The 21,013-nt window shown below is 69.3% G+C and carries 12 protein-coding genes and 1 pseudogene; 9 read left to right on the forward strand and 4 right to left on the reverse strand.

The window, feature by feature from the left end; genetic code table 11:
* Positions 1-74 precede the first annotated feature (74 nt).
* The 3 genes and pseudogenes from DEP02_RS19885 to DEP02_RS19895 all read right to left on the reverse strand — a co-directional run bounded on the left by DEP02_RS19885 (position 75) and on the right by DEP02_RS19895 (position 9,208).
* Positions 75-6,143, reverse strand: a complete 6,069-nt coding sequence (locus DEP02_RS19885; RefSeq protein ID WP_232839198.1) for a DNRLRE domain-containing protein — start codon at positions 6,141-6,143, stop codon at positions 75-77.
* A 1,390-nt stretch (positions 6,144-7,533) separates the two neighbouring features.
* Positions 7,534-7,990 (reverse strand): annotated as a pseudogene (locus tag DEP02_RS19890) (glycosyltransferase family 2 protein); the annotation flags it as partial.
* A 219-nt stretch (positions 7,991-8,209) separates the two neighbouring features.
* Complete coding sequence (locus DEP02_RS19895; protein WP_112469038.1) at positions 8,210-9,208, reverse strand: NADP-dependent oxidoreductase; 999 nt, start codon at positions 9,206-9,208, stop codon at positions 8,210-8,212.
* A gap of 123 nt (positions 9,209-9,331) precedes the next feature.
* Between DEP02_RS19895 and DEP02_RS19900 the strand changes: the two genes are divergently transcribed.
* The gene (locus DEP02_RS19900; protein WP_112469039.1) at positions 9,332-9,772 is read left to right on the forward strand and encodes a MarR family winged helix-turn-helix transcriptional regulator; all 441 of its coding nucleotides are present in this window, start codon (positions 9,332-9,334) and stop codon (positions 9,770-9,772) included.
* A 65-nt stretch (positions 9,773-9,837) separates the two neighbouring features.
* On the opposite strand, the gene DEP02_RS19905 is transcribed toward DEP02_RS19900, so the two are convergent.
* Entirely contained in the window at positions 9,838-10,608 is a 771-nt protein-coding gene (locus DEP02_RS19905) for an SCO2400 family protein (protein WP_198668499.1), read from the reverse strand.
* A gap of 210 nt (positions 10,609-10,818) precedes the next feature.
* Between DEP02_RS19905 and DEP02_RS19910 the strand changes: the two genes are divergently transcribed.
* From DEP02_RS19910 to DEP02_RS19945, 8 genes are all read left to right on the forward strand, one after another.
* Positions 10,819-11,982, forward strand: coding sequence for a mandelate racemase/muconate lactonizing enzyme family protein (locus DEP02_RS19910; protein ID WP_112469041.1), 1,164 nt, complete (start codon positions 10,819-10,821; stop codon positions 11,980-11,982).
* The gene (locus DEP02_RS19915) at positions 11,979-13,028 is read left to right on the forward strand and encodes a zinc-dependent alcohol dehydrogenase (protein ID WP_232839199.1); all 1,050 of its coding nucleotides are present in this window, start codon (positions 11,979-11,981) and stop codon (positions 13,026-13,028) included. Before DEP02_RS19910 ends, DEP02_RS19915 begins: the two co-directional genes overlap by 4 nt.
* 81 nt (positions 13,029-13,109) lie before the next feature.
* Entirely contained in the window at positions 13,110-14,078 is a 969-nt protein-coding gene (locus DEP02_RS19920; RefSeq protein WP_112469042.1) for a hypothetical protein, read from the forward strand.
* A 214-nt stretch (positions 14,079-14,292) separates the two neighbouring features.
* Complete coding sequence (gene chvE, locus DEP02_RS19925; RefSeq protein WP_112469043.1) at positions 14,293-15,402, forward strand: multiple monosaccharide ABC transporter substrate-binding protein; 1,110 nt, start codon at positions 14,293-14,295, stop codon at positions 15,400-15,402.
* Between the two features lie 62 nt (positions 15,403-15,464).
* Positions 15,465-17,078 carry a multiple monosaccharide ABC transporter ATP-binding protein gene (gene mmsA, locus DEP02_RS19930; RefSeq protein WP_112469044.1) on the forward strand — a complete coding sequence of 538 codons (1,614 nt, stop codon included), beginning with the start codon at positions 15,465-15,467 and terminating at the stop codon, positions 17,076-17,078.
* Positions 17,075-18,319: a multiple monosaccharide ABC transporter permease gene (mmsB, locus tag DEP02_RS19935; RefSeq protein WP_112469045.1), complete on the forward strand. Its 1,245-nt coding sequence runs from the start codon at positions 17,075-17,077 to the stop codon at positions 18,317-18,319. Before mmsA ends, mmsB begins: the two co-directional genes overlap by 4 nt.
* Before the next feature lie 53 nt (positions 18,320-18,372).
* Complete coding sequence (locus DEP02_RS19940) at positions 18,373-19,530, forward strand: aldose epimerase family protein (RefSeq protein WP_112469046.1); 1,158 nt, start codon at positions 18,373-18,375, stop codon at positions 19,528-19,530.
* A 174-nt stretch (positions 19,531-19,704) separates the two neighbouring features.
* On the forward strand, positions 19,705-21,013 hold a 1,309-nt coding region (locus DEP02_RS19945), incomplete at its 3' end, for a pyridoxal phosphate-dependent aminotransferase (RefSeq protein ID WP_112469047.1).

Here is a 21,013-nt window from a genome sequence, read left to right on the forward strand (position 1 = left end):
AGGGACTGGATCGATCGGCCGGGCGGTATGTCCGCCCGGCCAATCGACTGAATCATGGGTCTATACAGCGGCAGTCAGCACCGGTAATAGGTGGGGTAGGTCTTGGGGTACCACCACAGTCCGCGGTACTTCCATGCGGCATACACTCTGAGACACTTCTTTCTCTTGACAGCGCGCTTCGCCCACCAGATGACGAAGGCGGTATAGGTGACCAGGAGCGCGGCAACGGCAGCGCCGTACGTCCCGCCTGCCCATGACGCTGCCATGGTGAAGAGCCCGCCCCAGGCGGCCAGCGCGTAGGGTCCTTCGTCGGCGAGCCACCGGGTGGCCCACTTGTTGAAGTAGAGGCGGACGCTGGCACCCATGTGCCACCCGGCGCTGCGGCACCAGCAGCTCTTCCAGAAGCCCCACAGATGCCACTTGACCTTGCCCCAATAGCGGTATCCGGTCCACCACTTGTGCCAGCGGCCGTCGAGGTCGACCCTGTTCACCGGGTCGGCGGAAGCGTAGTCGTAGGCGTTGGCGCTTCCGCCGGGGACCGGGTCGATGGAGAGGAATCGGCCCAGGCTGGGGTCGTACAGACGCACACCCATCAGGACTGCTCCTGTGAGCGAGTCGCTTGAGCGCTGATGGGCGCCCAGCCAGCCGTAGCGCGTGCCCGGGTTGTCGGTAACAGCGTTGCCGTACTCGTCTTGGCGGAGCACAACGGGGGCCTTGGTGCTGTCGAGGGGTAGCTGCACGGAGACATCGCCGTGGATGTTGGCGAGCTGCAGCGTGGTGTCGCCGGTCGCGGTCGTGATGGCCTCCATTTCCCCGGTCAAGCCCTGGACGTTTCGGGCGATGGTGCCCTGGGGTGCCTCGGCGATCCACGACGGGCTGTCGCCGTCCGAGGCGTAGTGGTTCACCGTATGCCTGGTCTGGGTCCAGGTTCCGTCGGTCCCTTGCGTTTCCGTGGTGGAGTTGGCGAGTCGCCCTGCGGCGTCGAGGTTCCACGTCTGGCGTCGGGAGTCGGCGGTCTGCCGGCGGACCAGGTCGTTGGCGTAGTAGTCGATGCTGGCGCCGTTCGGCTGCGTGGTGGTGCGGCCGAAGGCGTCGTATGTGATGCCGGTGGCGATGAGCCGGTCGGCGCTGTCGTAGGTGTGGGTGGTAGCGGTGGCGTCGGTATCGGTGCAGCCGTCGCCGGGCGCGCTGGTGGAGGTGGTCAGGGAGGTGCGGTTGGTGTTGTTGTCGAAGGTGTAGCTGCGGCGGGTGCAGGTGCCGTCCGCGGCCGTGTCATCGGTTCGGACGAGCCTGCCGGGATTGTCGTAGGTGTATGTCTGCTCGACCGTGTCGCCGGCGGTGCCGGTGTGGTGAACGATACGGCCGTGGATGGAGTAGTCGGCTGAATCGGCGAGGAGGACGGTGTTGTCCGTGTCGCGGCTGTAGATCGTGGATGTCTGCTGACCGACGTTGTCGAAGGTGTGGTTGAGAGTGTGCCCGCCGGGGAGCTGCTCGGCGACGAGCTCGCCCTCCGGGCCGTAGGAAGCGGTGAAGGTGCCTGCGACCGAGTCGGTCATGGAGGTGGGCAGGCCGCGGGGCTCCTTGGTGGTGTCGTAGGTGTATGTGGTGGTGGAGGGGGCCGAGTCGGTGACCTTGACCGGGCGGTCGAGCAGGTCGTATTCGGTCTTGGTGGTGTTGCCCGCGCCGTCGTTGTAACTCATGACCCGGCCGAGCTTGTCGTACGTGGTGGTGATGGTCTGCCCGTTTGCCGTCTGGGTGTCGACCTGGCCGTTGTCCGGGTTGTAGGTAGTGGTGCTGTCCGGCACGGCTGTGCCGACGCCGCCGGTGATGCTGGTCTTGGTGATACGGCCGGCGGAGTCGGTGGAGATGAGGGTGGTGCGGGTGACGCCGTTGGCGGTTTCGGTCACCTTCGACGGCTGGCCCCACCAGTCCCACTCGTAGGTCTTGGTGGGCAGCTGGCTGGGGTTGGTGCCGCCGCCGGTGATGGCGCCGGCCGGGCCGGTGGAGCAGACCTGGCCGGCCCACTCCGCGCGGCCGTTGCAGGCGCCGGTGCCGCTCGCTGACCAGTAGGTGGTGGTCGTTGCCCCGGCATCCGAGCCGTTCGACTTGGGCAGGGTGGTCTTGATTACCCGGCCTTGCGCGTCATACGTGGTCGTCTTGGTCAGGTTCTTGCCGCCGGCGTCTTCGATGGTGCTGGTCGGCAGGCCCTTGGCCCAGTCGTAGCTGGTCTTGGTGGTGACGCGGTCCGCGTCGGCGGGATAGCCCTCCACATATGCACCGATGGCGACAGTGGTGGCCATCCCACTGACCTTCGCGGTGCCGTCGCTGGGGCGGCCCTCGTCAAAGGTTGTGACCGTGTGCTGGCGGGCGGGTATCTCGGTGCCGGCAGGCAGATCGGTGCCGCCGGAGCCGGCCTTCAGGGCGCTGGTGAGCGTCGTGAGATGCAGCGGGTCGTAGGTATCGGTCACGCGCTGACCATCACTGGAGTACACGTATGTGGTGGACAGGAGGTGTGCTCGCTCTGCGGTGCTTGCGCCATCGATGCCCAGTCGGGTGAGCGTGTCGAGTCCGCTGCCGTTGGACGCCAGGGCCAGCTCGCGGTTGCGCGCGGTCAACTCCCTGACGGTGTTCCCGAGGTGGTCGTACTCGGCGGTCGTGACGCCTCCTCCGGGAGCTGTGGTGTTGACTTCCCGTCCGGATGCGTCGAGATAGCTGATTGCCGCACGCTTGTAGGCCGTGGCCGAAAGGCTGCGCCCGTCATGAGAGGTGGGTGTGGCGTCGGCAGGCAGTATCGCGCTGGCATCGGTTGGTACATCCGATTGGCCCCAGGCCGCGACATCGGTAGCCCCCATCTGGTAGGGGGCGTTCGTGCCGGTGAGGGCGACGTCGTAGACGACGCTGGTGGCAGCGGTGCCCTCCGTGATGTCCGCGGTGCCCTGCTTCAGCCCTGGGCGGGACACTTTGAGCAGCATGCCATCACCGGCGGTGGCGGCGTTGCCGGCCTTGCCGTAGGTGAAGGTCCAGGGCAGTTCGCCCGCCGAGGTGAGTTTGGTGACACGGCCGACGCTGTCATAGCTGTACTCGGTCTTCAGAGACGGGCTGATCTGGGGGTGCCAGGTCTGGCGCAGTCGCCCGCTCCCGTCGTAGAGGTACATCTGCACGGTCTTCGACGTGGCGCTGGCCGCGCCGGATGCAGTAGCCCACAGCCGGAGCTCCTTCACCTGGCCGGCCACGTCACCGTATGTGGTGTCGGTGCCAGTGGTGGCGGTCGCGTAGACGAACTGCAGGACCCGGCAGCCCTTGGCCGAAGGACTTGTCGCGCAGGTGTCGGCGGATATCCCAGGGACCGGGGCGATGACGTATTTGGGGCGGGCCAGGGTCTGGCTGCCGACAGTCACAGCTTCGGACACCACGGTGGTGCTGTCGCCCACGGCGAGGTAGGAGGTGGCGGCCTGCCAGGTGGTTGCGGCCGAGTCAACCTTCTGGAACGTGATTGTCGCGCCTCCGGTGTCTTTCACGGTGAATGATCCGCTGAGCGAGCCGGTCAAGGTGAGGTATTCGGCGCCCGGCTCAGGTTTCCAGCCGCCCGTGCTGGTGGCCGTGAACCCGATTCCGGCTCCCTGCGAGTCGACGAGTTCCACGGAGGTGGCGGAGGTCTTGCGGATGCTTGACCAGTCCGAGCCGGTCGACTCCGCAGTGACGCTGGAGATCCAGCCAGGGCCGAAGACCGCGGCCTGCCCCTCCTGTGACTCGTCCGTGGTGGACTGGCGAGATGATGCGGTGCGCGTCACGTTCAGCCCAAAGGCCGAGGCGTCGCTCTCGGAGAGTGTGTAGTCGCCAGTCAGCAGGTTCACCTCTCCCGGGCCTACAGACTGCATGGGGGCCTCGCCGGCCTGGCGGTCCACGGTGACGGTGACGGACTGGGAGTAGCCCGTGGTGGTGCCGTCGGTGAACGCGGCCCTGATGTCGATGGGGCCGTCCTCGGCGAGCGTGGTGGTGATGTTCCAGGTCAGCGCCGGCGGCTGGCCGCCGGGTGCCGCGAGTGGCCAGGCGGTGATCGCCGATCCGTCGGCATTCTTGGTGACGTCGGCGAGCGGCACGGTGTGCCAGGTGTCGGTCTCGCCGCGGCGGTACTGATAGGTCACCCCGGTGTAGGTGGGCCTGCCCGTCGCCGCCAGGACGGTGCGGCGGGCCGGGCGGTCGCCATCGCCGGGGGCGAGCAGCGCCGCACCGTCCGCACCCACCCCGAAGGAGTACTGCGTGGTCGCCGTGGACAGGTTGCCGCCGGAGTCGACGGTCTTGGCGTACAGGGTGTGCCAGCCCTCGGTCGGCTTGACCGTCACCGTCAGCGGGGCACCTCCTGTGCCGCTGGCGGTGTCGTCGATCCGGTTCGGGGTGTTCGGGTCGTCCAGCCCCCAGTAGTAGCCCTGCCCGTCCGTGGAGGAGGTGTCGAAGGTGCACTGCGCACCGTCGTCGTCCCTGGCCGTCCAGGTGTCCTTGGTGTAGGGGGTGCAGGTGATCGACGGAGCCGCCGGCTTGGCGGTGTTGAGGACGAACGTCGTGTAGCCGGTCCACGATCCGTACAACGAGCCGTCGTAGCCCCGGACCCGGTAGCGCAGGTGCGAGCCGGCCGGGAAGGCGCTGGCCGACGGGATCGTCAGCGATGCGGCGGAGCCGGAGGCCACGGCACCGCTGAGACCGGTGTAGGTGTACGTGGTGTCGTTGTGGGCCGGGTCCGGGGTGATTTCGAACTGGGCCCTGACCGTGCCGCCGTCCGCATCGGAGACCTTGGCCGACAGCTGCGGGGTGAGCGAGGTGACGTACCGTTTGCCGTTGTAGGCGTTCACCACGCTGGGGGAGATCGCCGCCGAGGTCGGCTTGGCCGGGTAGGAGTTGTAGGTCACCGTCAGCGACGGCTCGTAGGTGGGGTCGTGGGAGCCGGAGACGTAGTTCGCCGATCGGTACCGGCGCCACGTGAGCACATCGGTCTCACTGACCGCCGCCAGGCGGATGCCGTAGTTGGGCTGGCCGTCCGCCCACGCCTGCACGATCGCGTCCACATCCCAGTTGACGTGACCCGCCGGGCACTTGGAGTCGTAGCCCTTGGCCGCGGTCGAGGTGACCGCACCCGTGGTCGTGGTTGACGGCTGCGCGGACCAGGTGATCGCCGCCGGATCCCAGTTCGTGGTGATCCTGCGTACCTGCACCCCTGAGCCGGCGGTCGAACAGGTGGAAGAATAGTAGGAGTACAGCCGCAGATCGGTGTCGACGATCTTTTTGCCCGCGTACTTCGCCACGTCGAACTTCAGGAAGGAGCGGGCCTTTTGCACACCGTCATAGGTGCCGGCCTTCAGCTCCGTCGAACCTCGCTGACTGGTCGGGTAGTCGTCGTACTGGACCCAGGTGTCCGTGGTCGGTCCCGCGAGGGTGTTGGTCGGGTCGACCACCACCGGATAGGTGACGTCCGGGTCGGACAGGAACGTGTCGCTGGGCTTGAGGACCAGCGTCTGCCTGCCGTTCGCGGCTGTCTCGACCACGGTGCTGACGTTCGCGGTGTGCTTCGGCTCCCGGGACTTCGCGTCCTCGGCGGCGCCCCACATCACTGGCGGCGGCGCAGCGGCCACCTGCTTGCCTCTGGAGTCTTCCCACCGCAGCCGTTTGTCCGCCGTCTCGGCAAGCTTCAGGCCTTTGGCCGTCACCGGCAGACGGAACTCCACCGGGCCGCTGGGCCGCTCACGCAGAACCACCGAGTGGGAGAATCCCTGCGGCAACGCGGTAACCACCACGTCCCCGCCGGGCACCGCGTTCGGGTAGGTGGCCGTGCTGCCCTTGAGCACCGGCGCGGGCAGTGTGCCGGGCCACGAGACGCCGAAGGTCTTCTCCCCGCGGGTGACCTGCGCCAGCGGCGCCGTGCTGCCGCCTGCGGAGAAGGCGATCTGCGCGGCGGCCGACTTCGGCACCACCTTGCCGTCCACCACGGACAGCGACACATCCACCGGCTGCCACGTGCCTTGGGAGTCCTGCACCCGGATCGGCCCGGTGAAGGACTCCACCGTCACCGTCCCGTCCGGGTTTGCCCAGCTGGTACTCTCCTCCGTGCGTGCATCGACGATCTCGATCCGCCGGTCCTGCAACCGGGCCATCAACATCGCCGATGCCTCGTCGGCAGCCTGCGCCGGTCCGAAGGTCGTTTGGGTCTTCGTAGTCGGCGTCTGCGAAGGCAACGCAACCGCTTGTCCGGTGGTCGCGCTCGTCACCGCTGCCTCCGCAGCAAGCAACATGGCCAACCCAACGGCTATCCGCCGTAGGTTCTGCCCGGTGAGGACGGCTCTGCCTCGATGTCGCTTCGAGGTTCGCCTCCGCCCGCCTGAAGCGGGCCTGTATTTGCGCATTCTGGACTCCGTCTCTGCTGATCAAAGTGATCGGCTGACACGGAAGGTACCCGGAGAGAAAAGATCAGCTACGGCTATAGACGGCCTCATACGGGACCAGCTAAACCCATGACGGCGATGTGACCATCATCACAACTTCAGGGGTTTGGGAGCCAGTCGAACATAGCTGCGCAGGTCACGTGGGCCTCTCCTTCCGGCCCTCGCTGGCAGCGGCCTGACCACCCGGTCCACCTACCGGTAGTTCGTTGCTGACTTCGGCGCTTGGGAGTCAGGGCGGTGACAGGTCGAGTCCGGTCTCGGTCATGAAGCCATCGAGCGCGGCGGGCCGGTACTGCAGGCTCTTGAACCGGTTACGCATCAGGGCTTCGAGCCGGCCGGATCGGGCAGCGCTCGTGCGCCCTCCGGGCCGCGGCCGCCAACTGGTGATCGTGCGGGTCGGACTCCGGGTCCAGTCCGGCCAGGGAAGGTCGGGAGCCAGTGAGGCCGGCGCGGGGTTGCTGGACGCACACGTGGCGGGTGATCTCTCTGCACACCCGCCAGTTCGAGGGCCTTCTGGAAATTCCACCTCATTGAGGGTCTTTGTGGGCGCGCCCGCGGCTTCCGGTGCCCGCTTGGGGCAACTGTTGCCGTGTCCAATCGATCCAGGCGCCCAGGCGTCTGCTGTGACAGGAGATCGCTATGCGTGTTTCCCGCTTTGCCGCCGCGCTCGGCGTGGCAGTCGCCGTGGTGCTAGGTGGTGCTGGAGCTGCCAGCGCCGCCGCGCCGGCGGCGGCCGGTGCGTACGCCTCGAATGACCACCATCGTTGGAACGGGGGCGAGGACGGGCCCCGGCACCACCACGGGCACGGGAAGGACAGGGACCGCCACCACAGGCACGGCCACGGGCACGGACACGGACACGGCTGACACGATCGCCGAACGTGATGGGGTGGCCCAGAATCGGGCCGCCCCACTCACGGCATGACGCACAGCCGAGTTGAACGCCGCGTCCGAGCCACGACCTCGGCGTCCCGGCACCTGCCGTGATTACGACGTTGTCCGTCGGTCAGAACCGCCCGGAGTCGGCCGGTGGCACGAAGCCGTTCGGGAAGGTCGCTCACGCCTGTCGCGTATGCGGCTGGTCTCAGGACCGTGTGGTGATTCAGAAGGCGGGAGGTCGGCCGGCACGGGTCAGGCGGGCGACCGTGTTCCAGCTCATCGGCTCCCGTGCCCCGCACGTCCCACGAAGGCCCTCCGTGACAGCGGCCCGGACAGCGAGATTGACGGGGATCAGGAGACGGGGCAGGCGCCGGCGGGCGAGCCAGACCCGGTTGCGGGCGTTGAGCCGGTGGAAGGCCGCATGGCGGGATGGGTGGGTGGCGGGGTGGTGCACGATCACGCTGGGCACGTAGGAGCCGCGGTGGCCGCGGTTCCACAGGCGCCGGGCCAGGTCGACTCCCTCGTGGTAGAGGAAGAAGGAACCGGGCCAGCCGCCGACCTGGTCGAACGCGGAGCGGCGGACCCTCACCATGCCTTCGGCCATGACGGTCACGATGCCGGGCCGGATCGGATGCCCGCAGGCGCGGGACCCAGCGGCGGAGGGTGGCGCCGCTGTCGGGGCCGTGATGCGCTGCGTCGTCCTGGACACCGATACCGCCTCGTTCATCGTCAAGAAGCACCTGCCGATCACGTTGGCAACCAAGCTGCTCAACGCACAGCCAAGCATCACCGCCCGATCCGGCATCGGCGGTTCATGTCTCTGACACCAAGCCGGCGACAGCCGGCCCCTGCGATCCGCCGCCTCATCGGCCAGGACATCAGCGGAGTCGCCCGCGGAGTCAGAGCCTGACGATCATCTTGCCGACGTTGTCGCCGCGCAGTACGCCGAGGAAGGCCTCCAGGGTGTTCTCGATGCCCTCGGCGACCGTCTCGCGGTACTTCAGGCGGCCGTCGCGGACCCAGGGGCCGACCTCGTGTACGAACTGGGGCTGCAGGTCGTAGTGGTCGCCGACGAGGAAGCCCTCGATGCGGCCGCGGGTCTGGATGAGGCGGGCGAGGTTCCTCGGGCCGGGGGCGGGCTCGGTGTTGTTGTAGACCGAGATCATGCCGCAGACGGCGATGCGGCCGCCCTGGTTGAGGGCGCCGATGGCGGCCTCCAGGTGGTCGCCGCCGACGTTGTCGAAGTAGACGTCGATGCCGTCGGGGGCGGCGGCGCGCAGCTGCTCGCCCACGGGGCCGTTCCTGTAGTTGAAGGCGGCGTCGAAGCCGTACTCCTCCAGCAGCAGTTTGACCTTCTCGTCGGAGCCGGCCGAGCCGATCACCCGCGCGGCGCCCTTCAGTTTGGCCAGCTGGCCCACCTGGCTGCCGACCGCGCCGGCCGCGCCGGAGACGAACACGATGTCGCCCTCCTTGAAGGAGGCGGTGCGCAGCAGGCCCGCGTAGGCGGTGAGTCCGGTCATGCCGAGTACGCCGAGGTACGTCGACAGGGGCGCGGCCTCCGGGTCGACCTTGACGGCGTTCCGCGCGTCCACGGCGGCGTACTCCCGCCAGCCGCCGAAGTGCAGGACGTGGTCGCCCACGGCGATGCCCTCGGCGTTCGAGACGACGACCTCGCCGACCGCGCCGCCCTGCATGGCCTTGCCCAGCTCGTAGGGGGCCACGTACGACCGGGCGGCGCTCATCCTTCCGCGCATGTAGGGATCGACGGAGAGGTACTCGTTGCGTACGAGGACCTGGCCCTCGCGCGGCTGCGGGGCCTCCGTCTCGACCAGGGCGAAGTCCTCGGGCTTCGGCCAGCCGACCGGGCGGCTGAGCAGGTGCCATTCGCGGTTGATCATGACAGCGCCTTCCGTCTGCTTCGTTCGCTTCATTCGCTTCGCTCGTCTCACTTGCTTCAGGATCTGAAATAATTATCTGCCTGAATATTTCAGACTGTCAAGCAAGCGGGTACCCTGGGCGCCATGGCCACCGCACCGAACACCCGCCGTCCCGACGCGCTGACCCTGGAGGTCATCGAGCTCATCGGGGATGTCGTGGCCCGGTTCCACGAGGACTACGAGGACACCGCCGGGGCGCACGCCCTGACCGGCGCGCAAGCGCGGCTGCTGAGCCTGCTGTCGCTGGAACCGCTGCCGATGCGGAAGCTGGCGCAGAAGCTGAAGTGCGAGCCGTCGAACGTCACCGGGATCGTGGACCGGCTGGAGGTGCGGGGGCTGGTGGAGCGGCGGCCCGATCCCGCCGACCGGCGGGTGAAGCTGGCGGCGGCGACGGAGGAGGGGCGGCGGGTGGCCCGGGAGCTGCGGGAGGGGCTGCGCTTCGCGCGGGAGCCGTTGGCCGCGCTGTCGGAGGGGGAGCGACTGGCCCTGCGGGATTTGCTGCGGCGGATGGCGGGAGCGTCCTGACCGAGGGGCGCTTGACCGGCTGACGCCGGCCGACATCTGTCGACGCCCGCTGGGGCCGACGCGGGTCAGGTACACCACCACAGGAACCGGTCGCACTTGCGCGTCGGTGTCGGGGCCGGGTCGGGGTGCGGTGGTGTCGGATCGGCCGACGGGGGGTCCGCCGGCCGGGAAGCCTCCGGGGGTGGGGGGTTCGAGGCGCCCGTGCCCCCGTCGGCGCCGGTGTCCCCGCCCGCGCCGCCCGCACCACCCTCCTCCGTCGCCTGCGGCGGCTGCTGCGGGCCCTCCGTCTCCGTCGGGTCCGGTTCGGGTTCCTCGTCGTCCGCCGACGCGGACGGGGACGCGGACTCCGAGGCATCCGGTGAGGCCGTGCTCGTGGCGGCACCGGGCGTGGCGTTCGCCGGGCCGGCCGTCTCCTCCGGGTCCGAGGCCGGCTCGCCGTCACCGCTCTGTCCGTCGTCCTCCTCCGCAGCCGGTCCGGGGGTGGAGAAGCCCGGCAGGACCGAGGCGTCGACGCCGAGTTCGGCGAGGCTCAGGCCGCCCGCGGCCAGCACGAAGCCGGTGACGACGAAGAGGGTACGGCGGCGGCGCCGGCGGTGGGCCGCGGCCTTGCGGTCGCGACGGCTTGCCGTCACGGCCCCGGCCCTGGCTCCGCCTTCGACTCCGTCCGGATCGGCCCGCTCCGCCTCGTCCTCCGACTCGCCGCTCTCCGGCGGTACTTCGGCAGCCACCGCGGGTTCAACGGCCACCGGCGCGGCGTACGTCTCCGCGGGAGCGCCGCACCCCGGACAGGCCAAGGCGCCGTTGAGGTGCCGCTGGCACGGGTGGCAGTAGTTCATGACGCGGGAAGACTAAGTTCCGGGCGGGGTCGTTCCCAGGATTCTCTGTGAAGGTTCTGTGGGGGATCGCAAGAGTTATCGAGAGACTTGCCGAAACCGTTACCTGTTGGACCCATTGACACCCCCCGCAGCCCCTCCTTACTGTCGCGCCAGCATTTCGAACGCATGACGAAATATCGAACAGCCATCCACAGCTGAGGGGCAACCGCCGTGCGCATCACCGGAATCAGCACTCACGTGGTCGGGACGCCGTGGCGCAACCTGACCTACGTCCAGGTGCACACCGACGAGGGCATCACGGGGGTCGGCGAGACCCGGATGCTGGGCCGCACCGACGCGCTGACCGGCTATCTGCGGGAGGCCGAGGCCAACCACGTCCTCGGCTCCGACCCGTTCGCCGTCGAGGACCTGGTGCGCCGGATGAAGTACGGCGACTACGGCCGCGCGGGTGAGATCGTGATGTCCGGCATCGCGGTCGTGGAGATGGCCTGCTGGGACATCAAGGGCAAGGCCCTCGGCGTACCGGTGTGGCAGTTGCTCGGCGGCAGGGTCACCGACAAGGTGAAGGCCTACGCCAACGGGTGGTACACCACCGAGCGCACCCCGGAGGCGTACCACAAGGCCGCGCGGGCGGTCATGGAGCGCGGGTACCGGGCGTTGAAGATCGACCCCTTCGGCACCGGGCACTTCGAACTCGACCACCGGCAGACCCTGTACGCCGTCTCGCTCATCGAGGCCGTACGGGACGCCATCGGCCCGGACGCCGAGCTGATGCTGGAGATGCACGGCCGCTTCTCCCCCGCCACCGCCGTCCGGCTGGCCAGGGAGATGGCGCCGTTCAAGCCGGCCTGGCTGGAGGAGCCGTGCCCGCCGGAGAATCTGAAGGCACTGGAGAAGATCGCCGCCAAGGTCGACATCCCGGTGGCCACCGGTGAGCGCATCCACGACCGGATCGAGTTCCGCGAACTGTTCGAGAGCCAGGCCGTCGACATCATCCAGCCCGATGTCGGTCACATCGGCGGCATCTGGGAGACCCGGAAGCTGGCCGCGACCGCCGAGACGCACTACATGCTCCTCGCCCCGCACAACGTCGGCGGGTCCGTGCTCACCGCCGCCTCCCTCCAAGTCGGCTTCACCTCACCGAACTTCAAGATCCTGGAGCACTTCAACGACTTCGCGGACGCGGAGATCAAGAAGGTGGTCGAGGGCGCCCCGCAGGTGAACCCCGAGGACGGCTGCTTCCATCTCTCCCACGCACCCGGTCTCGGCGTCGAGCTCGACGTCGACGCCGCGGCCGAATTCCCTCAGCAGCAGGCCCGGTTCGACCTGTGGGCCGAGGGCTGGGAGCAGCGCAGGCCCAAGGGGACCAAGTGACCACCGACGCCATCTCCACCGCCGCCACGGCCACTGCCGCCACGGCCACCGCCGTCGTCGTCGAGGCCCCCGGCCTGCACCGGCTCGCACCGCACACGCCGCGCGACCCCGGTCCGGGCGAGGCGCTGGTCGCCGTGCACGCCGTCGGCATCTGCGGCAGCGACCGCGAGGTGTACCAGGGCAACCGGCCCGAGGGGTACGTCCGTTACCCGCTCACACCGGGCCACGAGTGGTCCGGGACGGTCCGGCGCGTCGGCGCCGGGGTGCCCGACGGTCTCGTCGGGCGCAAGGTGGTCGGCGAGGGCTTCCGCAACTGCCAGGTGTGCGACCGCTGCCACGCCGGCGAGACCACCCTGTGCACGGCGGGGTACGAGGAGACCGGCTTCACCCAGCCCGGCGCGATGGCCGCCACGCTCACGCTCCCGGCCCGGCTGCTGCACGTCCTGCCCGAGGACGCCGACCTCACCGCCGCCGCCCTGCTGGAGCCCGCCGCCTGCATCGCGGCCGCCGCGCTGAAGGCGGACGCCCGGCCGGGCGAGCGGGTCGCGGTGGTCGGCACGGGCACGCTCGGGATGTTCGCCGTGCAGTTCCTGCGGGCGACCTCGCCGGCCGAGCTGCTGGTCGTCGGCGCGCGGCGCGACCGCGAGGCGCTGTCCCGGCGGTTCGGCGCCACCGACTTCCGTACCAGGGACCAGGCCCTCCCGGCCGGCTTCGACGTCGTCGTCGAGACCGCCGGCTCCGCGGACGCCGCCCGCACCGCCGCCGCCCTGCTCCGGCGCGGCGGGCGGCTGGTCCTGACGGGCATCCCGGCGCCGGGCGCCGAGGGTCTGGACCCGACCGATCTCGTCGTACGGCAGCTGGAGGTGCACACCGTCTTCGGGGCGCCGCCGGACGCCTGGGCGCACACGGTGCGGGTGTTCGCGGCGGGACTGCTCGATCCGCTTCCGCTCGTCACCCACGAGCTCCCGCTCACCGAGTTCTCGCGCGCCGTCGACCTGGTGGGAGCCGGTGATCCGAAAGTGGGCAAGGTCCTGCTCCGGCCGTGACGTACCCCCCTGCGGCCCCGGGCCCTTTCCCCACCCGGAGCCGCGAACCTTGTCCGAGACACCGAACGCAAAGGACAGCTTGTGACCGACGCCTCCACCACGGCAGCCCGCAGGCCCGGTGAGCACGCGCTCACCGCGCTCGGCCTGGGCGCCCCCGCCCTCGACCCCGCCGACGCCTCGCCCCACTCCTTCCCGGGCGGCGGCCGCTGGCGCACCGAGATCCCCTCGTGCGAGGGCCCCGAGGCGCTGGCAGTGGTCCTGAAGGAGTCCGCACGGCTCGACGTGCCGGTCCACCGGATCAGCCAGGGCAGCGGCGTGTGGATGCTGACCGACGCCGAGATCACCGAGATGGTCGAGGCGACCGGCGAACGGGACATCGAACTCTGCCTGTTCACCGGTCCGCGAGGCACCTGGGACACCGGCGGCTCGGTGCGCTCCGACTCACGCGGCGCGGGCCTGCGCGCCCGCGGTCACGACGCGGTCGCCGGGTGCGTCGAGGACGCCGTACGGGCAACGGAGTTGGGCGTGGGATGCCTGCTCGTCGCCGACGAGGGCGTGCTGTGGACGCTGCACCGGGCGCGCGCGGCGGGCATCCTCCCGGCCGGCACCACCCTGAAGGTGTCCGCGCTGATCGGCCCGGTCAACCCGGCGTCGTACGCCGTCTACGAGCGCCTGGGCGCCGACTCCATCAACGTCCCCAGTGACCTGACGCCCGATCATCTCACCGAGATCCGGCGGGTGTCGGCCGCCCCCATGGACATGTACATCGAGGCCCCCGACGACCTCGGCGGCTATGTGCGGATGTACGAGGTCGCCGAGCTGATCCGGCGCGGCGCACCGCTGTACCTGAAGTTCGGCCTGGCCAAGGCGCCCGGCATCTACCCGTACGGACACCAGATGCGCGAGGTCACCCTGGCCACTGCCCGGGAACGGGTGCGGCGCGGCCGGCTCGCACTGGACCTGCTCGAGCGCCACGGAGCGGCCGGTGACATGGCGCCGCTGGGCTCGCGTCTGCCGGGTGAGCTGCGCCGGTTCGAAACACCGGCATAACGTTCCGGAAAAAACGCTTCACAGAAGTCGACACAGCCGCGCACAATCCAACACACTCGTTCTCGGCCCACCACTGCTCCACGCGCGCGTCCCGCTCCCCCACACCACCTCGGCGCCGCATCCGCCCCCTTTCGCCCCGCACCCGCACTGCCGACCCGCCCCGCACCGCCCGCACTGCCGGACCGACTCCGCACCCACATCAAGGATGATGACCATGCGCAACCGCAGAGCAGCCCTCCTCACGACAGCCGCGGCCGCCTGTCTCGCCCTCACCCTGTCCGCCTGCGGGCAGAACAGCGAGGGCGGCAGCAAGGAGAAGGCGGGCGGCGCCAAGGGCGCCACCATCGGCATCGCGATGCCGACGAAGTCCTCCGAGCGCTGGATCTCCGACGGCAACAACGTTGTCAAGGATCTCGAGGCCAAGGGCTACAAGACCAAGCTGGTCTTCGGCGAGGACGACCCGGACACCCAGGTCTCCCAGATCGAGAACCTGATCACGCAGGGCGTCAAGGGCCTGATCATCGCGGCCATCGACAACAAGTCGCTGAACAACGTGCTCCAGGAGGCGGCCGACGCGAACATCCCGGTGATCGCCTACGACCGGCTGATCCTCGGCTCGGAGAACGTCGGCCACTACGCCTCCTTCGACAACGAGAAGGTCGGCGAGCTGCAGGCCGACTACATCGTCGACAAGCTGGGCCTGAAGGACGGCAAGGGCCCCTTCAACATCGAGCTGTTCGCCGGCTCCAACGACGACAACAACACCAAGTACTTCTTCAACGGCGCGATGAGCGTCCTCAAGCCGTACCTGGACAGCGGGAAGCTGGTGGTCAGGTCCGGCCAGACGCAGCTCAACCAGGTCACCACCCTGCGCTGGGACGGCGCCACCGCCCAGCGCCGCATGGACGACCTCCTCACCTCCTCCTACAAGAGCGGCCGGGTCGACGCGGTCCTCTCGCCGTACGACGGCATCTCCATCGGCGTCCTGTCCGCGCTGAAGTCGGACGGCTACGGCTCCGCGTCCAAGCCACTGCCGGTGCTCACCGGCCAGGACGCCGAGCTGGCCTCGGTGAAGTCGATCATCGCGGGCGAGCAGACGCAGACCGTCTACAAGGACACCCGCAAGCTCGCCGAGGTCGCCTCGGCGATGGTCGACGACGTCCTGAACGACAGGAAGCCCGAGGTCAACGACGTCAAGACGTACGACAACGGTGCGAAGACCGTCCCCGCCTACCTGCTGCAGCCGGTGAGCGTCGACAAGAGCAACTACGAGGAGGTCCTGGTGAAGGGCGGCTACTACACCGAGGCCGAGCTGAAGAAGTGACTCGGCAGGCAGCCGCCGTATCCACCGACCACCGACCGACCGACTGACCGAAAGGCACGGCCATGGCGGGACCCGTCCTGGAAATGCGCTCGATCGTCAAGACCTTTCCCGGTGTCAAGGCGCTGTCGGACGTCACGCTGACGGTTCGTCAGGGCGAGGTCCACGCCATCTGCGGGGAGAACGGCGCCGGCAAGTCCACCCTGATGAAGGTGCTCTCCGGTGTCCATCCGCACGGCACCTACGAGGGCGAGATCCTCTTCGAGCAGGAGCCCTGCCGGTTCAGGGACATCCGGGCCAGCGAGCAGCGCGGCATCGTCATCATCCACCAGGAGCTGGCGCTGGTGCCGTACCTGTCCGTCGCGGAGAACATCTTCCTGGGCAACGAGCACGCCACGCGCGGGTTCATCAACTGGAACGACACCCTCCGGCACGCCACCGAACTGCTGCGCCGCGTCGGTCTCGACGAGCACCCCGAGACCCGGGTCGCCGACATCGGCGTGGGCAAGCAGCAGTTGGTGGAGATCGCCAAGGCGCTGTCGAAGTCCGTGAAGCTGCTCATCCTGGACGAGCCGACGGCCGCCCTGAACGACGAGGACAGCGGCAAACTCCTCGATCTCATCCTGGAGTTGAAGAAGCAGGGCATCACCTCGATCATCATCTCCCACAAACTCAACGAGATCCGCGGGGTCGCCGACTCGGTGACTATCCTGCGCGACGGCCGCACCATCGAGACCCTGGACGTGAGGGCGGCCGGGACCACGGAGGAGCGGATCATCGCCGGCATGGTGGGCCGCGACCTCGACCACCGCTTCCCCGAGCGCACCCCGCACGAGACGGAGGAGGGCGCGGCCCCGGCTCTGGAGATCCGCGGCTGGACCGTGTTCCATCCGATCGACCGGCGGCGCAAGGTCGTCGACGACGTGTCGCTGCGGGTGCGGCGCGGGGAGATCGTCGGCATCGCGGGCCTGATGGGCGCCGGCCGCACCGAGCTGGCGATGAACGTCTTCGGCCGCGCCTACGGCCGGTACGCGGCCGGCACCGTCCTCAAGGACGGCCGGGAGATCCGTACCAGGACCGTCGCGGAGGCGGTCGGGCACGGCATCGCGTACGTCACCGAGGACCGCAAGCACTACGGCCTGAACCTCATCGACACCATCAACCGCAACATCTCGCTGACCGCCCTGAAGAAGGTGGCCCGGCGGGGTGTGGTCGACGAGCACGAGGAGCGGCAGGTCTCCGAGGGCTTCCGGAAATCCATGAACATCAAGGCACCGACCGTCTTCGAGCCGGTGGGCAGGCTGTCCGGCGGCAACCAGCAGAAGGTCGTCCTCAGCAAGTGGATCTTCGCGGGTCCGGACGTGCTGATCCTGGACGAGCCCACGCGCGGCATCGACGTGGGCGCCAAGTACGAGATCTACACGGTCATCGACCAACTGGCCGCCCAGGGCAAGGCGGTCGTCTTCATCTCCTCCGAACTGCCGGAACTGCTCGGCATGTGCGACCGCATCTACACGATGGCCGCCGGGCGGCTGACCGGTGAGGTGCCGCGGGCCGAGGCCACCCAGGAAGTGTTGATGCGTCACATGACGAAAAACACGAAGAACATGCAGGACACAGAGGGCACACGGGGCACACAGGGCATGAGGGGCGCGCAGGACGAAGAGGTGACGCGATGAGTGCGGACGTGACCGCCAGGAACCCGGCCCCCGCGCCGCCGGGCCGCGGCGGAGGGGCCGCCGGCGGCGGTCTGCGCCGGCTCGTGCTGAACGGCCTGCGTCGCAACATGCGGCAGTACGGCATGCTGCTCGCGCTCGGCCTGATCGTCGCCCTGTTCCAGATCTGGACCGGCGGGGATCTGCTGCTGCCGCGCAACGTGTCCAACCTGGTGCTGCAGAACAGCTACATCCTGATCCTCGCGATCGGCATGATGATGGTGATCATCGCCGGTCACATCGATCTGTCGGTCGGCTCGCTGACCGCCTTCGTCGGCGCGGTGGCGGCGGCGCTGACGGTCAGTCACCATGTGCCGTGGCCGGCGGCCGTGGCGCTGTGCCTGCTGGTTGGGGCGGCGGCGGGCTCCCTGCAGGGGTTCATGATCGCCTATCTGGGCATCCCGTCGTTCATCGTCACCCTCGCCGGGATGCTGCTCTTCCGCGGTCTGACGGAGATCCTACTCAAGGGCCAGACCCTCGGCCCGTTCCCGGGCGGGCTGCAGAAGATCGGCAACGGCTTCCTGCCGGAGGCCGGTCCGAACACCAACTACCACAACCTCACCCTGCTCCTCGGTGCCGTCCTGATCGCCGCCGTGGTGTGGCAGGAGGTGCGCGACCGGCGCCGGCAGCAGGAGTTCTCCCTGGAGGTGCTGCCCGCACGGCTGTTCGCGCTCAAGCTCGTCGCGCTCGTCGCCGCGGTCCTCGCCGTCACGCTGCTGCTCGCCAGCTACAAGGGCGCGCCGATCGTGCTGATCGTGCTCGGCGTGCTGGTGGTCGGCTACGGCTATGTGATGCGCAACGCCGTCTTCGGCCGCCACATCTACGCGATCGGCGGCAACCTGCCGGCCGCGAAGCTGTCCGGCGTCAAGGACAAGCGGGTCACCTTCCAGGTGTTCCTGAACATGGGCGTGCTCGCGGCCCTGGCGGGTCTGGTGGTGGCCGCCCGCCTGAACGCGGCCTCTCCGAAGGCGGGCGTCAACTACGAACTCGAGGCGATCGCCTCGGCGTTCATCGGTGGCGCGTCCATGAGCGGCGGTGTCGGCACCGTCCTCGGCGCGATCATCGGCGGTCTCGTCCTCGGCGTACTGAACAATGGCATGAACCTGCTCAGCGTCGGCACCGACTGGCAACAGGTCATCAAGGGCCTGGCATTGTTGGCGGCGGTCGGGTTCGACGTGTGGAACAAGCGCAAGTCCGGTTCGTAAGTCAGCTCCGGCCCCGCCCGGACACGGCGGGGCCCGTCCTTCAGGGGAGCCTTATGCAACTGAACAGACGCACGGTCATCGCGGGCGCCGCGGCAGCGGGCATCGCGGCGAGCACGCTCGGGGGCACGGCGCAGGCATCCCCGCCCTCGGAGCGCGGGAAACCGGCGAAGGAGCTGTTCGGCAGACTCGCCGACGGCACGAAGGTCCACCGCTGGTCGCTGGAGAACGGCGGCACCCGGCTGAAGGTCCTCTCCTACGGCGGCGTGGTCCAGTCCCTGGAGATCCCCGACCGGCGGGGCCGCCACGCGAACGTCGCCCTGGGCCTGGCCACCCTCGACGACTACGTGGCGTCCAGCCCGTACTTCGGCGCCCTGATCGGCCGGTACGGCAACCGGATCGGCGAGGGCCGCTTCACCCTGGACGGCAGGACGTACCAGCTGTCCGTCAACGACGGCGACAACAGCCTGCACGGCGGGGCGAAGGGCTTCGACAAACAGGTGTGGGACGTCGAGCCGTTCGCCGAGGGCTCCGACGTCGGCCTGCGCCTGCACCACACCAGCGCCGACGGCGAGATGGGCTACCCGGGCACGCTGCGGGCGAAGGTGACGTACACCCTCACCCGGCGCGGCGAGTGGCGCGTCGACTACGAGGCCACCACCGACCGGGCCACCGTCGTCAACCTCACCAGCCATGTCTACTGGAACCTCGCCGGCGAGGGCAGCGGCACGATCGAGGACCACGAGCTGACGATCGCCGCTTCCCGCTACACCCCCACCGACCCGGGCCTGATCCCCACCGGCGAACTGGCGAAGGTCGCGGGCACCCCCTTCGACTTCCGCCGCGCCAAGGCGATCGGCCGGGACATCCGGGCCGGTCATCCGCAGCAGGTGCGGGCCAAGGGCTACGACCACAACTGGGTGCTGGACAAGGGCGTCACCGCCCGGCCCGAGCACATCGCCACCCTGCGCGACCCCCGCTCGGGCCGCACCCTGAGGATCGCCACCGACCAGCCGGGCCTGCAGTTCTACTCCGGCAACTTCCTCGACGGCACCCTCACCGGCACCGGCGGCCGCACCTACCGCCAGGGCGACGCCCTCTGCCTGGAGACCCAGCACTTCCCGGACTCGCCGAACCACGCGGACTTCCCGTCGACCGTGCTGCGGCCGGGGCGGACGTACCGGACGACGACGGTCCACTCGTTCGGCGTGTGAGGGCTGTGAGAGCCGTGAGGGTCCCGCCTACCCCGAAGTCACAGTTCTCACACATGAGTTGAACGACATCGCGTCCGTCTCCGTATCCACGGGTGGCCCGTGCTCCCCCGCGCGGGCCACCCAGAGACGACGGGCCCGGCCGTCCCCACCGGGCCCGCCCCACACGGAGGTCCCATGGCCGACAACGTCACCTCGCTGTTCCGCAGCACCGCGGCCCACAGTCCGTCGATGGCGGCGCTGACGCGGGAGGGCGGCGACGGGGCCGGGCCGGTGGACTTCTGCATCCCGTGCAATCCGTACTTCCCCACGCCCGAGATGTTCCAGGACATGGCGGCGCAGCTGCGGGAGATCATCACGTACTACCCGTCCGGCGCCGACACGATCACGGCCGAGCTGTGCGACCTGCTCCAACTGCCCCCGCAGTGCGTGGCGATGGGCAACGGATCGACCGAGCTCATCACCTGGATCGACCACCTGCTCGTGCGCGAGTCCCTCGCCGTCCCCGTCCCCACCTTCGGCCGCTGGACCGACCAGCCCATGGAGACCGGCAAGCGGGTCGACATGTTCCCGCTGCAGGAGTCCAACGGCTTCGTCCTGGACCTGGCGCAGTACGCCGAGTTCATCCGGGCGCGGGGCACCAGGGTGGCCGTGGTCTGCAACCCCAACAACCCCGACGGCGGCTTCCAGCACCGGCAGGCCCTGGTGCAGTTCATGGACTCCATGGCCGACCTGGACCTGGTGGTGATCGACGAGTCCTTCCTGGAGTTCGCCGACGCCGAGGCCGAGCCGAGCGTGGTCCAGGAGGCGATGCTGCGCCCCAACGTGGTCGTGCTGCGCAGCCTGGGCAAGAACTTCGGCCTGCACGGCATCCGCTTCGGCTACCTGGTCGCCAACCCCGCGCTCGCGGGCAAGGTCCGCTCGATGCTGCCGAAGTGGAACCTCAACTCCTTCGCCGAGCACGTGGTGTTCATGCTGAAGGAGCACGGCGCGGAATACCAGCAGAGCCTTCGGCAGGTGCGCCGTGACCGCCTGGAGATGGCCGGCCACCTCTCCGCGCTGCCCGGTCTGACGGTCTACCCGTCCCAGGGCAACTTCCTCTTCGTGCGCCTGCCCGTGGGCGCCGAGGGCACCGTGGTCCGCGACCGGCTGCTCAGCGAGCACCGGATCCTGGTCCGCGAGTGCGGCAACAAGATCGGTTCCTCCAGCCGCTTCCTGCGACTCGTGGTGCGCCCCGAGGTGGACGTGCGTCGCCTGGTGTCCGCCCTGGAACAGGTGCTCTACGGGACCAGGAGGGGAGCCGCCGTACCCGAGCCGGGCACCGGGACCGGCTACAGCTCGGGTACGGCGGCGGTGGACCGGCTGGTGAGCGAGACCAACGGGTCCGGCCTGCAGGTACCGGCCGTTCATGCCGCCGCCCCGGCCGTCGGCGGCGGCATGCCGCTCACCGCCACCGCGCCGGCGGCGCCCGCCCCGCAGCCGGCCG

Origin of the sequence: Streptomyces triticisoli (genome assembly GCF_003270085.1) — a bacterium.
GTDB classification, from domain to species: Bacteria; Actinomycetota; Actinomycetes; order Streptomycetales; family Streptomycetaceae; genus Streptomyces; species Streptomyces triticisoli.

Bases quoted from the DNA above. Each gene is read 5' to 3' on its own strand.
- DEP02_RS19885 (WP_232839198.1), bottom strand. From the start codon at position 6,143: ATGGCCCGGTTGCAGGACCGGCGGATCGAGATCGTCGATGCACGCACG.
- DEP02_RS19895 (WP_112469038.1), bottom strand. From the start codon at position 9,208: ATGATCAACCGCGAATGGCACCTGCTCAGCCGCCCGGTCGGCTGGCCG.
- DEP02_RS19900 (WP_112469039.1), top strand. From the start codon at position 9,332: ATGGCCACCGCACCGAACACCCGCCGTCCCGACGCGCTGACCCTGGAG.
- DEP02_RS19905 (WP_198668499.1), bottom strand. From the start codon at position 10,608: ATGAACTACTGCCACCCGTGCCAGCGGCACCTCAACGGCGCCTTGGCC.
- chvE (WP_112469043.1), top strand. From the start codon at position 14,293: ATGCGCAACCGCAGAGCAGCCCTCCTCACGACAGCCGCGGCCGCCTGT.
- mmsA (WP_112469044.1), top strand. From the start codon at position 15,465: ATGGCGGGACCCGTCCTGGAAATGCGCTCGATCGTCAAGACCTTTCCC.
- mmsB (WP_112469045.1), top strand. From the start codon at position 17,075: ATGAGTGCGGACGTGACCGCCAGGAACCCGGCCCCCGCGCCGCCGGGC.
- DEP02_RS19940 (WP_112469046.1), top strand. From the start codon at position 18,373: ATGCAACTGAACAGACGCACGGTCATCGCGGGCGCCGCGGCAGCGGGC.